13 protein-coding genes are annotated in these 14,481 nt (G+C 60.0%); 4 read left to right on the top strand and 9 right to left on the bottom strand.

Features of this window, described 5'->3' with window-relative positions; genetic code table 11:
* Positions 1-50 precede the first annotated feature (50 nt).
* The 7 genes from Q4577_RS10105 to Q4577_RS10075 all read right to left on the bottom strand — a co-directional run bounded on the left by Q4577_RS10105 (position 51) and on the right by Q4577_RS10075 (position 5,469).
* On the bottom strand, positions 51-665 hold the full coding sequence (locus Q4577_RS10105; RefSeq protein WP_244689777.1) for a DedA family protein: 615 nt from the start codon (positions 663-665) through the stop codon (positions 51-53).
* Entirely contained in the window at positions 662-1,030 is a 369-nt protein-coding gene (locus tag Q4577_RS10100) for a hypothetical protein (protein ID WP_303467657.1), read from the bottom strand. The genes Q4577_RS10105 and Q4577_RS10100 overlap by 4 nt, the downstream gene beginning before the upstream one ends.
* Positions 1,027-2,211, bottom strand: coding sequence for a VWA domain-containing protein (locus Q4577_RS10095; protein WP_244689773.1), 1,185 nt, complete (start codon positions 2,209-2,211; stop codon positions 1,027-1,029). Before Q4577_RS10095 ends, Q4577_RS10100 begins: the two co-directional genes overlap by 4 nt.
* Before the next feature lie 10 nt (positions 2,212-2,221).
* The gene (locus tag Q4577_RS10090) at positions 2,222-2,389 is read right to left on the bottom strand and encodes a hypothetical protein (RefSeq protein ID WP_244689770.1); all 168 of its coding nucleotides are present in this window, start codon (positions 2,387-2,389) and stop codon (positions 2,222-2,224) included.
* 49 nt (positions 2,390-2,438) lie between these two features.
* Positions 2,439-3,815, bottom strand: coding sequence for a DUF2927 domain-containing protein (locus tag Q4577_RS10085; RefSeq protein ID WP_303467654.1), 1,377 nt, complete (start codon positions 3,813-3,815; stop codon positions 2,439-2,441).
* A 3-nt stretch (positions 3,816-3,818) separates the two neighbouring features.
* Positions 3,819-4,283 (bottom strand): GNAT family N-acetyltransferase, encoded by a 465-nt coding sequence (locus tag Q4577_RS10080; RefSeq protein WP_303467653.1) that lies wholly within the window; start codon positions 4,281-4,283, stop codon positions 3,819-3,821.
* A gap of 346 nt (positions 4,284-4,629) precedes the next feature.
* Complete coding sequence (locus tag Q4577_RS10075; protein WP_244689764.1) at positions 4,630-5,469, bottom strand: MoxR family ATPase; 840 nt, start codon at positions 5,467-5,469, stop codon at positions 4,630-4,632.
* 180 nt (positions 5,470-5,649) lie between these two features.
* Between Q4577_RS10075 and dksA the strand changes: the two genes are divergently transcribed.
* The gene (dksA, locus tag Q4577_RS10070; RefSeq protein ID WP_244689762.1) at positions 5,650-6,072 is read left to right on the top strand and encodes an RNA polymerase-binding protein DksA; all 423 of its coding nucleotides are present in this window, start codon (positions 5,650-5,652) and stop codon (positions 6,070-6,072) included.
* A 111-nt stretch (positions 6,073-6,183) separates the two neighbouring features.
* Positions 6,184-7,350 carry an FAD-dependent oxidoreductase gene (locus Q4577_RS10065; protein ID WP_303467651.1) on the top strand — a complete coding sequence of 389 codons (1,167 nt, stop codon included), beginning with the start codon at positions 6,184-6,186 and terminating at the stop codon, positions 7,348-7,350.
* 143 nt (positions 7,351-7,493) lie between these two features.
* On the opposite strand, the gene Q4577_RS10060 is transcribed toward Q4577_RS10065, so the two are convergent.
* Entirely contained in the window at positions 7,494-9,941 is a 2,448-nt protein-coding gene (locus Q4577_RS10060; protein WP_303467650.1) for a VWA domain-containing protein, read from the bottom strand.
* 167 nt (positions 9,942-10,108) lie between these two features.
* Between Q4577_RS10060 and uvrA the strand changes: the two genes are divergently transcribed.
* Positions 10,109-12,979: an excinuclease ABC subunit UvrA gene (gene uvrA / locus Q4577_RS10055; RefSeq protein WP_244689756.1), complete on the top strand. Its 2,871-nt coding sequence runs from the start codon at positions 10,109-10,111 to the stop codon at positions 12,977-12,979.
* A gap of 25 nt (positions 12,980-13,004) precedes the next feature.
* On the opposite strand, the gene Q4577_RS10050 is transcribed toward uvrA, so the two are convergent.
* Entirely contained in the window at positions 13,005-14,051 is a 1,047-nt protein-coding gene (locus tag Q4577_RS10050) for an enoyl-CoA hydratase/isomerase family protein (protein ID WP_303467644.1), read from the bottom strand.
* A gap of 242 nt (positions 14,052-14,293) precedes the next feature.
* Between Q4577_RS10050 and Q4577_RS10045 the strand changes: the two genes are divergently transcribed.
* On the top strand, positions 14,294-14,470 hold the full coding sequence (locus Q4577_RS10045) for a hypothetical protein (RefSeq protein WP_303467642.1): 177 nt from the start codon (positions 14,294-14,296) through the stop codon (positions 14,468-14,470).
* The last annotated feature ends 11 nt before the right edge of the window (positions 14,471-14,481 follow it).

The raw sequence follows: 14,481 nt of genomic DNA, 5'->3' as shown, positions 1-14,481 counted from the left end.
TGTCAGACCGTCAGCGTCACGCAGAGTGATCCGGATTTGGCGCGAACGCCTTAGTTCGGGGTTGGGCGGTCGCGCCGCGTCTTGCGCAGCCGCGACCGCAGCAACAGGCCAAACAACAGGGCCACCGCCGCCGCCGCCAGAAAACCGGTCGCATTGGAGGCCACATTGGCCACCATCGTCAATTGATCGGCAAAGACATAGCCAAGCCCGATATAGGCTGAGACCCAGATCGCCTCTCCCGCCGCGTCCCAGATAGTGAACCGCAGCCATTTCAGACCGGTCGCCCCGGCAATCAGGTTCACATAGGGCCCCAGCGGTGCCACCAGCCAGGTCGAGAAGAACACGCCGATTTCGCCCTGACGGGCCACCAGATCGCGGGCTTTTTGCAGGGTGCGGCCCTGTTTCGGCCAGCGCGCCGCCAGCCGGTCCAGCGTGGTCGCGGCCATACGGCCTATGCGAAACCCGGCCTGATCGCCAAGCACCGCCCCGATCCAGGCCGCCGCAAGGGTATTGCCGAGGTCGAGGTCACCTGCCGCCACAAATGCGCCGCCGGCCAGCATCAGCAGCGACGTCGGGATTGGCACCAGCAGGCAGGACAGAAAACAGGCGACGGCAAGAAGCCAGACACCATAGTCCGCCACCAGCTGGAACAATGTGTCGCTCACGGGCGGCGGGCCTCGCGTTCGGCGCGATGGGCCAGAATGGCCGCCATGATCCGCGCCATAAGCGCGTCCAGCGTTTCGCCGCGGTTTTCGGCCATCTGATGCAGGGTCACCCGCGGGCCGCCGGGTTCAAGCCCCATGACATCGGCGACGACCTTGGGCGGGACGGCCCAGGAATGGGCGACATAGCGCGGGGTCATCCAGCCTTCGATGTCCTGATTGCGGTGGGCGGGATCATTCCAATAGATCCAGAACGAAACGGTGCGCAGGGCAAAGAACAACATCACAGCCAGGGCCAGCGCGAACCCGGTGACCAACAGGCGATTGTCACGCCAGAACTGCTTCAGATCGTTGCCTTTGCCGCTCATCTGATCAACGTCTTCATGCCGCGTTCCAGGCCCTGCAATGTCAGCGGCACCATCGCATCGGCGAAAATTTCACGGATCATCGCGATGGATTGCGTATAGTCCCAATGGTTTTCCGGCACCGGATTGATCCAGAGATTGCTGGGCCATTGGTCGCGCGCACGGTTGAGCCAGACCGTGCCGGCCTCTTCGTTCCAATGTTCGTTGGCGCCGCCTGCATAGGCGATTTCATAAGGCGACATCGACGCATCACCGACAAAGATGCATTTGTAATCAGACCCATAGGTGCGCAGCACCTCCCAGGTGGGGGTCACCTCGGACCAGCGGCGTGCATTGTCGCGCCACACGCCTTCGTACAGGCAATTGTGGAAGTAGTAATATTCCAGATGTTTGAATTCGCTGCGCGCGGCGGAAAACAATTCCTCGACCACGCGAATATGGGCATCCATCGAGCCGCCGACATCCAGGAACAGCACAACCTTGATCGCATTGTGGCGTTCGGGGCGGGTTTTCACATCCAGATAGCCATTTTCGGCCGTCGCGCGAATGGTGCCGTCCAGATCCAATTCATCGGCCGCGCCGGTGCGGGCCCAGCTGCGCAAGCGTTTCAGCGCGACCTTGATATTGCGGGTGCCCAGTTCGACCTGATCGTCGAGATTGCGAAATTCGCGTTTGTCCCAGACCTTGACCGCGCGCTGATGGCGGCTTTGGTCTTGGCCGATGCGCACGCCTTCGGGATTATAGCCATTGGCGCCAAAAGGTGAGGTGCCGGCAGTGCCAATCCATTTGTTGCCGCCCTGATGGCGGCCCTTTTGTTCCTCAAGCCGCTGTTTCAGCGTTTCCATCAGCTTGTCAAAGCCGCCCAGCGCCTCGATTTCGGCCATTTCTTCGGGCGACAGGGTTTTCTCCGCCATCTTGCGGAGCCATTCTTCGGGCAGATCCACCGCGTTCAGCACATCCTGCGCGCTGATGGCCTCCAACCCTTTGAAGCTTTGCGCAAATGCCCGGTCAAATTTGTCGAGGTTGCGTTCGTCTTTGACCATGGCGCTGCGGGCCAGGTAGTAAAACGCATCCGCGTCATAGGTCGCCAATCCGGCGGACATGCCTTCGAGAAACGCCAGATATTCACGCAAGGACACAGGGATGCCCGTCGCGCGCAGGGTTTCGAAGAAGGGCACAAACATTGCGCGGCCCTCAGATGGACAGGCGATGAATGACCAATGTGGCGAGCAGACCGCCAAGGGCAAAGATCAAGGCATAGATGCCGACATATTGTATAATGTCGAGCCGCTTGCCGCCGCGCCGTTTGGCGATTGTGCCGCCGATAATGCCACCGATGACAGCGCCCAAGAATACCAACATCCGCTTTGCCCTTTTGTTCACGTCTGACGCAGCGGCGGGCGGGATGGCCCTAGCCTCTGCGGCCTTTGAGCGGGCTGAGTGAAGAGATTTCGCGCAGTTTCGCACGTACCGCCCAATCCGCGCCAAAGCCGTAGCGCGCCCAACCGAGAGAGTCCATGCGGACCTCGCGTGCTTCAGACACCCGGCCCATCAGATCGAGCGATTCTGCGCGCAACATCATCAGGGTGCTGAGCAGCGCCGCGTTTTCGTGGCGGGCGGCGGTGTCGATATGCGGCCCGATCAACAGCATGGCCCGTTCGGGGTTGTTGCGCGCCAGTTCCAGCGAGGCCAATTGCGACGCGGCATAGGCCTGATGCAACTCGGCCGAGGGGGAATATTCATAGAATCGTTTGGCCGCTTCGAATTCGGCCCGTGCCTGATCGGGATCGCTGTGCAACAGGATGCGGCCCATGGCGTAATGCGAAAATGCCCGGCGGTGGTCGTTCCAGCCCATGGCAGAGGCGACTTTCAACGCCTCAAGCGCCGATCTGCGGCGTTGGGCATGTTTTGTGCCGGGGCCAAGCGCGGTTTGGATGGCTTCGATCCAGACCCGCGGCGTGTCAGAGGTGGGGTGCGGCGCGATGCCCTGACCCTGTGGGTTGATCCGGGCCAGAATGCCGGGAATGCGCCGGGCCACTTCGGCGCGGCTCATGCCGGAATGCAGCTCGCGGTCATAGGTGGCGCGCAGCACCAACATGTCGAACCCGGTCAGAACCGTGTGCACATTGTCGTCGTTGAACACCGAATCCGACAGACGATAGAGGTCATTCAACGGTCCCAGAGATTGCGCCAGTTCTTCGTGCAGGCAATCGCGCATTTCCTGTGGCGTGCTGTCGTTGGGAATGAAGATCGCGATTTTTTCGCGGCGCTTCACCTGGGCCCAGTTCAACAAGGCGCTGCGGCGCAGGCGTTTGTATTCGGCCAGCGAACTGACATTCGGCACCACAAAACAGGCGGCCATTGGCAGGGCGCGGCGGATTTCGCCAGAGCTGACAGCGTGGATCGTGATCCGGGCGTCCTGATTTGGGGCAACCTGCTGGATGTCGACGGCCGCCTCGCTGCGCAGCCGATGCACCAGACGTTTCAGATCACGGTCGAGCTGCGCAGGCGCATCGCCGGTCACGCGCACCGCAATCGGGCCTTCAAACCGCGAAAAGCTCGGCAGGGGCCGACCGCTTTCCAGTTTGAATGTCAGATCCATGAAATCGCGTGCGGTGTCGGCATTGGACCGGCGCACCGGGGTGGGGCGCGGGACGGAAAAGGTTTTCATCACCGGCAGGGTGGTGTCCATGCTGGCCGCGCGGGTTGGGGTGTCTGGATTGGCGACCGGCATACAGGCGCCGAGCATAAGAAAAAATGGGATCAAAAGTCGGCGTGGCATGCGCATGGCTCAGGCTCTCTGGTATTTGATGAAGGGGGTCAACACGCCGATGCGGTCATAAAGATCGCGCGCCGTGTGGTTGAACTCCTGAGTGAGCCAATAAACATTTGGGGCCTGTGCCTGATCTGCGGCGTCATAGACCGCTTCCATCAGCTTGCGACCGATTCCATGCCCGCGAAGATCGGGCACAGCATAGAGGTCTTGCAGATAACAGACCTCTTCCTGTTTCCAGCCATGACGGTGGAACAGAAAATGTGTCAGACCAACAAGACGGCCATCCACCTCGGCAACAAGGGCATTGAAATCGCGCGGATCAGTTCCCAGCAAACGTTCGAACGTGCTGTCATAGATCGCCGCGTCCAACTCGGTCTCGTAAAACGCCAGATACTGCCGCCACAACTCTTGCCATTGGGCTTTGTCGTCGGCGATCAGCTTGCGAATTTCGATCGTGAGTTTGGGTGTCTCGTTGGACATCGTATTTTTTCTGCCTGCTCTCTCAGATGCCTTAAGACATCCTTCATGGCTTTGTCGTCTTTACGGTGAGTATAGGGCAATGTTGTGAATTTCTAAGTCGCAATTTCGCCCGGTTTCCCGGGCGGGTGAAAGCGTTGCAATTCAGCCGAATCAAGGGGTTGGCTTGTGGAAGGGTGTGCCAGATGCCACCAGATGTTGCGCGGATGTACAGGCCGTGCCTGACGCGGTTTTGACCTGCGTCAGGCGTTTTCATTTGTGATGCGCCTCACAAGCATTTCGCGATACGCGAAATTTTCAACCGCCCTGGCACAAAATGCCCCGGCCTGATGGGGTTGGCGCAAAAGGTTTAGCGCGATCGGCGCGCCATGAAGGCCAGCCGTTCAAACAGATGCACATCCTGTTCGTTTTTCAACAGCGCACCATGAAGCCGGGGCAGGGCATTGGCACCGTCCCGTGCCAGATCCTCGGCTGTCAGATCCTCTGCCAGGAGCAGCTTCAACCAGTCCAGCACTTCGGATGTCGATGGTTTTTTCTTCAATCCCGTTTGCTCGCGCAGCTCATAGAACTGGGTCAATGCCGTGGTCAGCAGTGCGTCTTTGATGCCGGGGTGATGCACCTCGACGATCTTGCGCATGGTGTCCGGGTCGGGGAACCGAATGTAGTGAAAGAAGCAGCGCCGCAAAAAGGCGTCTGGCAGTTCTTTTTCATTGTTGGACGTGATGATCACGATCGGGCGCAGGGCGGCCTTGACCGTTTCGCCGGTCTCGTAGACGTGGAATTCCATCTTGTCGAGTTCCTGCAAAAGATCATTGGGGAACTCGATGTCGGCCTTGTCGATCTCGTCGATCAACAGCACCACTTTCTTGTCCGATTCAAACGCCTGCCACAGCTTGCCCTTGCGGATGTAATTGCGCACGTCATGCACGCGTTCATCGCCCAGCTGGCTGTCGCGCAGGCGTGACACGGCATCATATTCATACAGGCCCTGTTGCGCCTTGGTGGTGGATTTGATGTTCCATTCCAGCATCTCCAGCCCCAGCGCATCCGCCACCTGACGGGCCAGTTCGGTCTTGCCGGTGCCCGGTTCCCCTTTGACCAGAAGCGGTCTTTCCAATGTGACGGCGGCGTTCACGGCCACAGTCAAATCGTCGGTTGCGACATAGCTCTCGGTGCCCTGAAATTTCATCTTTGATCCTTGATCTTTGGTTTGCTGGCGACCCTAGCGACCGCTTTAATTCGCGGCAATACAGCGCTTTGTGTAGTGACATTCCCGTGTACAGGGTTTAATCGGTGCCCGCAGGGGTACCCAGCCAAAAGGAGTTACATCGTGATAGGTTCTGAGGCTGGAAATAAAGAGGGAGCGGATATGAAACAGGAAGCGTTTCTGCCCGACGATTACCGTCCCGCTGAGGACGAACCATTTATGAATGATCGCCAGCTTGAATATTTTCGACGCAAGCTGAACACCTGGAAAAATGACCTGATGGCCGAAACCCGCGACACGCTCGAGGGGCTTCAGGACAGCACGCGCAATATTCCCGATGTGGCCGATCGCGCCAGCGAAGAGACCGACCGCGCGCTGGAATTGCGCACCCGGGACCGTCAACGCAAGCTGGTGGCCAAGATCAATGCCGCGCTGCGCCGTATTGACGAAGGTGAATATGGCTACTGCGAAGTGACCGGCGAGCCGATCTCGCTCAAACGTCTGGATGCACGGCCCATCGCCACGATGAGCCTTGAGGCACAGGAACGTCACGAGCGCCGCGAAAAGGTGCATCGCGACGATTGATGATCTTTTGGATCGTCATTGATAGAGAATTGCAAAACGCCGGGGCCAATGCTCCGGCGTTTTGCGTATGATCGGACGAAATGCGGTATCTGGGAAAATGAGGCCTTAACAATGTTGCTTGGACGGGAAACGCTTGTTGTGGGGGGCGGAATTGGCGGTCTGACGGCGGCGCTGTGTCTGGCGGCGCGCGGTGCACAGGTCACGGTTCTGGAACAGGCCAACCAGATTGCCGAGGTTGGCGCCGGGTTGCAGATCAGCCCCAATGGGCTGCGGGTGCTTGAGGCGCTGGGTCTGGACGAGGCGCTGGCGGCCCGGTCGATGCGCGGCCACATGGTGCATCTGCGCGATTTTGCGGATGGGGCCACGGTGGCGCAGCTGGATCTTGACCTTTTGCCGCCGGATCAACGGTATCATTTTGTGCATCGTGCGGATCTGATTGATCTGTTGCTTGATGCGGCGCGTGACCGGGGCATCGCCATAGAACTGGGACAGCAGGTCACACAGATCACCCCCGGTGCGCGCCCGGTGGTGACGCTGGCCGGGGATGTGGATCGCGCTGCGGATCTGGTGGTTGGTGCGGATGGGCTGCATTCCAGATTGCGTGATGCGCTGATTGGCGCGGCCAAGCCGCAGTTCAGCGGTCAGGTTGCCTGGCGCGCCATTATTCCCAATGTGACCGGCCAAGGGGCAGAGGTGCAGGTGCATATGGGGCCGGGGTGTCATCTGGTGTGTTACCCGCTGCGCGACGGATCTGTGCTGAACCTTGTTGCCGCCCAGGAGCGCGGGACATGGGCCGAAGAGGGCTGGCATCACCGCGACGACCCAGAGAATTTGCGCGCCGCGTTTGCGGGGTTTTCCGGGCCGGTGCCCGCCATGTTGGCCGCAGTGGACGATGTGCATCTTTGGGGTCTGTTTCGTCATGCGGTTGCGCCGCGCTGGGTCGGGGGGCATTGCGCTTTGGTTGGGGATGCGACGCATCCGACGCTGCCGTTTTTGGCACAGGGCGCGAATATGGCGCTGGAGGATGGCTGGGCATTGGCGGCGTCACTTGCGGGGCATGATACAGCCCAGTCCGGTCTCGCAGCCTATCAGGCGGCGCGGCATGCCCGGTGCCAGCGGATTGTGGCGGCGGCCAATGGCAATGCCTGGAAATACCATCTGCGCCCCGGTCCGCTGCGATTGGCGGCGCATACGGCGTTGCGATTGGGATCGCGCTTCGCGCCCGGCCGGTTGCTGCGTCAGTTTGATTGGCTTTACGGATTTGATGTTACGAAGTGACGTTCCCGATTGGCGGCGCTGGTTGCTTTGGCTGGTTGCTCTGGCTGGTCAATGCAACCGGATGAGGGCGCAAAAGTCAAAGACGCCGGGCAAAATGCCGGCGTCTTTTTTGTCTGCAATCAGGGGCTTGTTCACCCCCGGATCTATTCCACCACAAGCGGTTTGCGCGCGATGACCCGTCGACCGGTCTCGACCACATACCGCAGCTCATAGGCGCCGGGGGCTTCGGGTAATTTCAGCACCATCGGGCTGTCTTCGCTGGTGCGTTGATAGCTTTCATATTCATTGTCCGACGATTGCGCGCGGGCGATGGAAATATAATCGCCTTTGAAATCCGGGCCTTGCCAATAGATCGCGAAATTGCCGCCGGCGGGGCCTGTGTCTGCGGCGCGCAGCTCTGCTGTCACCTCGGTCAGGACAATCTCTTGTTGGGCCAGGACCGATTTGCCGTTGCTGGCCGCCACATACCGCACCTCATAGGTGCCCGGCACCGATGGGGTTTGCAGCAGCAGCGGGTTGCCATTGCGGGTGTAGCTGTAAAAGTCATAACCGCTATCGTCCGGGCGCGAGATCTGGACATAATCCTGATCATAGGCGGGACCGTCCCAGGTCACGACGATCCGGCTGCCCGCTGGTGCGGCTTCGGGAATGTCGAGCGTGGCCTGAACATCCACGACCTCGATGGGTTGCGACGCCAGCATCTTGCGATCCTGTCCCATGATATAGCGCAGTTCGTATTGTCCGGGCACCAGCGGCATGGTCACGCTGAGCGGCGATCCCTTGCGGGTATAGGTATAGGCCTCATATCCGTCATCGCCGGGGCGGGCGACAGAGATGTAGTCGTTCTTGTAATCCGGTCCGGTCCAGTCAATCGACACATCTTCACCCGCTGCTGCGGTGGCCGGTGCGGCCAGCGTGGCGTTGATGTCCAACACCTCGATGGTTCGGGTCGCCAGCACGGTGCGGTCCTGTGACATCACATAACGCAGCTCATAGGTTCCCGGCACCGACGGCATCAGAAGCTGTCCGGGCGTGCCCTTGCGGGTATAGACATAGGTTTCATATCCTTTGTCTTCGGGACGTGCGACCGAGATGTAATCGTTTTGATAATCCGGCCCGGTCCATTCCACCGGCAGGGTCGATCCCGCCAGGGCGCTGTCCGGCGCGGCCAATGTTGCGGCAACGTCGGTCACGGTGATTTTCTGCGTCGCCAGCACGGTGCGGTCCTGCGACATCACATAACGCAGCTCATAGTCGCCCGGCACCGATGGCATCAGAAGCTGCGCCGGATCGCCCTTGCGGGTGTAGGCATAGTTTTCATAGCCATTGTCGTCGGGTCGCGCGACTGCGATGTAATCATTGGCATAATCCGGGCCTTCCCATGTGACGGGCAGGGTTGCACCGGCCGGCGCGCTGTCATCGGCCATGACGCTGGCGGGGGCTTCGGTCACGGTAATGGCGCGGGTTGCCAGCGTCTTGCGCCCATTCGCCAGAACATACCGCAGCTCGTATTGTCCCGGCACCGGCGGCATCACCAGCTGGCCCGGGGTGCCCTTGGCGGTATAGACATAATTCACGTATCCATTGTCATCGGGGCGCGACACGGAAATATAGTCGCTTTTGGCGTTCGGCCCTTGCCAGTCGACGGGGATCGTCGCCCCGGCCACCGCGCTGTCGGCGGCGTCAAGGCTGGCCGCAGGCAAGAGCGTCGGCAACACCAGGGCAACGGTCTGGTCCTGCATGGCAGAGGTGAATGTCATTTCGGCGCTGGCCTCATCCTCGGGGCGCAATACGGTCACGCGGTATTCACCGGGCAGGAGGTCGGCCGCAACGCTGGCGCCGCGTTCAAATTCGAAAATTGGCCCATCCGCCCCGGTCAGGTTCCAGATCAACGGCGTGCTGATCGGCGGGGTGTTGTCGCCTTCGGTTGCGACAAAGGTCACGGTGACGGCAACCGGCTCTGGTTCCGGGGCGACCACAACCTCTGTCAGGGCTGTGCCCAACTCACTGGCATCCGAGGCCGACAGGAACCGACCGCCGGTCTCATCCGCCAGACATTGCATCTGTTTGATCGCCTCTGGGTCAGAGACGTCAAATCCAACCACATGCGCGGTGAAATCAACGCCGGTTTTCTCCAGCACGCGGGCGGCGGCGCAAGGATCGGGGTGACAGGTTTCAATCCCGTCAGATACAAGGATCACCGTCGCCGGTTGATCGGTATAGCGCAGCGCCTCGGCGGCGGCGACAACCGCATCGGTCATCGGGGTCTTGCCGCGCGGCTTGATCGCGTTCACGGCGTCGGAAATCGCATCACGCGTGCCAATTCCCGGCGACACAAGGGTTTCGATATCGGTGCAATCACCTTCGGTGCGGTGACCATATGCGGTCAGGCCCAATTCCTGATTTTCCGGCAGCGCCCCCAACAGATCGCCCATCACATCCTGGGCAATCGTAATCTTGGCCGCGCCATCAATCTGGCCCCACATCGACCCGGATGCATCCAGAACAAGGATGGTGCGCGCACGTTCCTGTGCGGTCAAAAGGCCGGGCAGGCCCAATAATACGACGATACATATGCGAAGAAAATTCATTTGGGCCCCCAAAGATCCATCAATGGCGCAATCCTTGCGCATCGCCCGGCGCGTGATCAACGGCGGAATTCCCTACCTTGGGGAATGTTCGCTTTGTGTTCTCATTTTTTGATTGGCCATCCGGGATGCATCAACTATGTCTTAGCGCATGTCTGCAGAGGTGGTTCATGGCCGAGTTGAAATATATCGAAGTGCGCGGTGCGCGCGAACATAACCTGAAGGGGATCGACGTCGATATTCCCCGGGACCAGCTTGTGGTGATCACCGGCCTGTCCGGGTCTGGCAAGTCCTCTTTGGCGTTTGATACCATCTATGCCGAGGGTCAGCGGCGCTATGTGGAATCGCTTTCGGCCTATGCGCGGCAGTTTCTGGATATGATGGAAAAGCCGGATGTGGACCATATTTCCGGTCTGTCGCCCGCAATTTCCATCGAACAGAAAACCACGTCGAAAAACCCGCGTTCGACCGTCGGCACAGTGACCGAAATCTATGATTACATGCGGCTGTTGTTTGCGCGTGCCGGCACGCCCTACAGCCCCGCAACCGGCAAGCCGATCGAGGCGCAGCAGGTGCAGGATATGGTCGATCGGGTCATGGCGCTGGAGGAGGGCACGCGCGGCTATCTCCTCGCGCCGATCATTCGCGACCGCAAAGGCGAATATCGCAAGGAATTCATGGAGCTGCGCAAGCAGGGGTTCCAACGGGTCAAGGTGGATGGCGCGTTTTACGAGCTGGATGAACCGCCGAAACTGGACAAGAAATACCGCCATGACATCGACGTTGTCGTTGACCGGATCGTGGTGCGCGAAGGATTGGAAACCCGGCTGGCCGACAGTTTCCGCACCGCGCTGGATCTGGCGGATGGGATCACCGTTCTGGAAACCGCGCCAAGCGAAGGTGAACCGGAACGCATTACATTTTCCGAGAATTTTGCCTGTCCGGTCAGTGGTTTCACCATTCCCGAAATCGAACCGCGGTTGTTTTCCTTTAACGCGCCATTCGGGGCCTGCCCGGAATGTGACGGGCTGGGGGTCGAGCTGTTTTTCGACGAACGCCTTGTGGTGCCGGATGCCACGCTGAAAATCTATGACGGCGCGCTGGCGCCCTGGCGCAAGGGCAAGTCACCTTATTTCCTTCAGACCATCGAAGCGCTGGCCAAGCATTACGAATTCGACAAGAACACCCGTTGGAAAGACCTGCCTGCGCATGTGCAGCAGGTGTTTCTTTATGGGTCCGGCGACGAGGAAATCGAATTCCGCTACGACGAAGGTGGCCGCGTTTATCAGATCTCCCGCGTGTTCGAAGGCGTCATTCCCAATATGGAACGCCGCTACCGCGAAACGGATTCCAACTGGATCCGTGAGGAATTCGAACGCTACCAGAACAACCGCCATTGTCATGCCTGCGACGGCTATCGTCTGCGCCCCGAGGCGCTGGCGGTCAAGATCGGCTCTGGCGATCACCTGTTGCACGTCGGCCAGGTCGTCCAGATGTCGATCCGCGAGGCCTTTGACTGGTGTCAATCGGTGCCGGAAAGCCTGACGCAACAGAAGAACGAAATCGCCCGCGCCATCCTCAAGGAAATTCGCGAGCGGCTGGGGTTTTTGAACAATGTCGGTCTTGAATATCTGACCCTGTCGCGCAATTCCGGCACCTTGTCGGGCGGCGAGAGTCAGCGGATCAGGCTGGCGAGCCAGATCGGCTCGGGCCTGACCGGTGTGCTTTATGTGCTGGATGAGCCGTCGATCGGTCTGCACCAGCGCGACAATGATCGCCTGCTTGGCACGCTGAAAAACCTGCGCGATCAGGGCAATACCGTGATCGTCGTCGAACACGACGAAGAGGCGATCCGCGAAGCCGATTATGTTTTTGACATTGGCCCCGGCGCGGGTGTGCATGGCGGACAGGTGGTGTCGCACGGCGTCCCGGCCAAGGTTGCCGCCGATCCCAAATCCCTGACCGGTCAATATCTGTCCGGCAAACGCGAAATTTCGGTGCCGACGGAACGTCGCGAGGGCAACGGAAAATCGGTGACCGTGGTCAAGGCCACGGGCAACAACCTGAAAAAGGTCACAGCCGAATTCCCGCTGGGCAAGTTTGTCTGTGTTGCTGGTGTGTCCGGCGGCGGCAAATCCACGCTGACGATCGAGACATTGTTCAAAACCGCCTCGATGCGTCTGAACGGCGCGCGCCAGACCCCGGCACCCTGCGAAACCATCAAGGGGCTGGAGCATCTGGACAAGGTCATCGACATCGACCAACGCCCGATTGGGCGAACGCCGAGGTCTAATCCAGCGACTTACACCGGGGCCTTCACCCCGATCCGTGACTGGTTTGCCGGCCTGCCCGAATCCAAGGCGCGCGGCTACAAGCCTGGCCGCTTCAGTTTCAACGTCAAAGGCGGGCGCTGCGAGGCCTGTCAGGGTGACGGTGTCATCAAGATCGAGATGCATTTCCTGCCGGATGTGTATGTCGAATGCGAGACCTGCAAAGGCGCGCGCTACAACCGCGAAACGCTTGAAATTCGCTTTAAGGGCAAGAGTATAGCTGACGTTCTTGATATGACAGTTGAAGAGGCGCAGGAGTTTTTCAAAGCCGTGCCGTCGATCCGGGACAAGATGGATGCGTTGATGCGGGTCGGTCTGAGTTACATCAAGGTCGGCCAACAAGCGACAACCCTGTCAGGGGGCGAGGCGCAGCGGGTGAAACTGTCCAAGGAATTGGCAAAACGCTCGACCGGGCGCACGCTCTATATCCTTGACGAGCCGACCACCGGACTGCATTTCGAAGACGTGCGCAAGCTGTTGGAAGTGCTGCATGAATTGGTCGATCAGGGCAATTCCGTGGTGGTGATCGAGCATAACCTCGATGTGATCAAAACCGCTGACTGGATCATCGACATCGGTCCCGAAGGCGGCGATGGCGGCGGCAAAATCGTCGCCAAGGGCACGCCGGAAAAGGTGGCCAAGGTCAAGGCCAGCCACACCGGTCATTACCTCGCGCCGATGTTGAAACCGCGCAAGGTTGCGGCGGAATAGACCAAATGGGGCGACATGCCGTTGGTTATGTCGCCCGATCCACAAAGCTGAGAGCGTCCTGGCCAAGGGGCATCAACATGCGCGACACGCGCAGGGCTTTGAGGCTGCGCAGCACGTCATGCCATTGCGGAGAGTGATCCTTGTCGATGATCGCGGCCCGGATACCTTCGAGGAAATCGCCATGTTCCATGGCCCGTGCGGTATAACGATATTCGCCGTCCAATGCGCGGTGGATGGTGGCGGCGGGACCGCGCAGCCGGTGGATCAGCTCCAATGTGGCGGCCATGGCCAGCGGGCTGTTGCGCTCCATCACCTGAAGCGTGGCCGCCGCGAATTCCGTGCCCGCATGATCCAGCGCATTCAGCACATCAGGCAGGGTTTCCCCACCAAAGGCCGCATCAATGTCGCCCTGTTGCGCGGCCAGTTTGCTTTCGGGCGCGGGGTGACCGGCGGCGTCAATCAAGCCCCAATCGCCGCTGCGCTCCAGCGCGCTGATAAGGGTGGGCCAGTTCGCTTCGGGGATGTAGTAATCGGCAAATCCGGCATGGATGGCATCACCGGGGCCCATGCGCGCGCCCAGCAGCCCAAGGTATTCGCCGATCCGCCCCGGCGCCTGTGCCAGCAGGAATGTCCCGCCAACATCCGGCACAAGGCCGATGCTGCATTCCGGCATCGAGATCCGCGATGTGTGTCCCACCACGCGATGAGATGTATGCCCGCCAATGCCGACACCGCCGCCCATGGTAAAGCCCTGCATGAAGGCTGCGACAGGTTTGGGAAACTCGGCCAGACGGGCATTCATCCGGTATTCATCGCGCCAGAATTGGCGGCCATACTCAAAATCACCCGCTTTGCCGGTGGCGTATAGTTTTGCGATATCGCCGCCGGCGCAAAACGCCCGGTCACCTTCGGCATCAAACACAACCATGCGCACATCGGTGTCCTGCGCCCAGTCGATCAGGGCGGCATCAATCGCCAGCGCCATGTCGTGGCTGAGCGCATTCAACGCTTTGGGGCGTGTCAGGGTGATGCGGCCAGTTTGCCCGACCTTGCGGATGTGTATGTCGTTCATGTTTCTGCCAAAAGCTGGCGCGCGACAATCGCGCGTGATTTCATTGCTGCGGTCCTGGCCCTAGCTAACCCGTTCCGCCATGCAGGTGTAGGCATTTCGCCGGGAAGATGACCGGCAAGCACAGGTCGGTATGTCGCATGCCGATCTGTGGCAAGGGCGTGGAGGGTCAGGAATACCGGAATTGGCTGGCGCGCGGGCAGGGGCTAGACCAAGGGCACGCAAGACAACCGCAGGAGACGACCATGCCCCGCCTGATCCTTCCCGTTTTGGCAATGAGTGCCCTGATCGTTGTGACCGATGCGCTGATGTCGGATGCCAAGGCCGCCCCGATCCAAGATCGCACAGAGGCCCGCGCCAGCGTGGCCGAAGATGGCTTTGCATCCGAAGGCGGCCTTGGGACAACCCGCGCCACCAGATAGCGATATCAGGC

Origin of the sequence: Marinovum sp. 2_MG-2023 (genome assembly GCF_030548265.1) — a bacterium.
In the GTDB taxonomy this organism is placed as follows: domain Bacteria; phylum Pseudomonadota; class Alphaproteobacteria; order Rhodobacterales; family Rhodobacteraceae; genus Marinovum.
This window is presented reverse-complemented; position numbering and strand designations above follow the sequence as displayed.

What these genes read in the sequence shown, in the direction of transcription:
- dksA (WP_244689762.1), top strand. Translation starts at nt 5,650, where the DNA reads ATGAAACAGGAAGCGTTTCTGCCCGACGATTACCGTCCCGCTGAGGAC.
- Q4577_RS10090 (WP_244689770.1), bottom strand. Translation starts at nt 2,389, where the DNA reads ATGTTGGTATTCTTGGGCGCTGTCATCGGTGGCATTATCGGCGGCACA.
- Q4577_RS10085 (WP_303467654.1), bottom strand. Translation starts at nt 3,815, where the DNA reads ATGCGCATGCCACGCCGACTTTTGATCCCATTTTTTCTTATGCTCGGC.
- Q4577_RS10045 (WP_303467642.1), top strand. Translation starts at nt 14,294, where the DNA reads ATGCCCCGCCTGATCCTTCCCGTTTTGGCAATGAGTGCCCTGATCGTT.
- Q4577_RS10060 (WP_303467650.1), bottom strand. Translation starts at nt 9,941, where the DNA reads ATGAATTTTCTTCGCATATGTATCGTCGTATTATTGGGCCTGCCCGGC.
- Q4577_RS10080 (WP_303467653.1), bottom strand. Translation starts at nt 4,283, where the DNA reads ATGTCCAACGAGACACCCAAACTCACGATCGAAATTCGCAAGCTGATC.
- Q4577_RS10050 (WP_303467644.1), bottom strand. Translation starts at nt 14,051, where the DNA reads ATGAACGACATACACATCCGCAAGGTCGGGCAAACTGGCCGCATCACC.
- Q4577_RS10065 (WP_303467651.1), top strand. Translation starts at nt 6,184, where the DNA reads ATGTTGCTTGGACGGGAAACGCTTGTTGTGGGGGGCGGAATTGGCGGT.
- uvrA (WP_244689756.1), top strand. Translation starts at nt 10,109, where the DNA reads ATGGCCGAGTTGAAATATATCGAAGTGCGCGGTGCGCGCGAACATAAC.
- Q4577_RS10095 (WP_244689773.1), bottom strand. Translation starts at nt 2,211, where the DNA reads ATGTTTGTGCCCTTCTTCGAAACCCTGCGCGCGACGGGCATCCCTGTG.
- Q4577_RS10075 (WP_244689764.1), bottom strand. Translation starts at nt 5,469, where the DNA reads ATGAAATTTCAGGGCACCGAGAGCTATGTCGCAACCGACGATTTGACT.
- Q4577_RS10100 (WP_303467657.1), bottom strand. Translation starts at nt 1,030, where the DNA reads ATGAGCGGCAAAGGCAACGATCTGAAGCAGTTCTGGCGTGACAATCGC.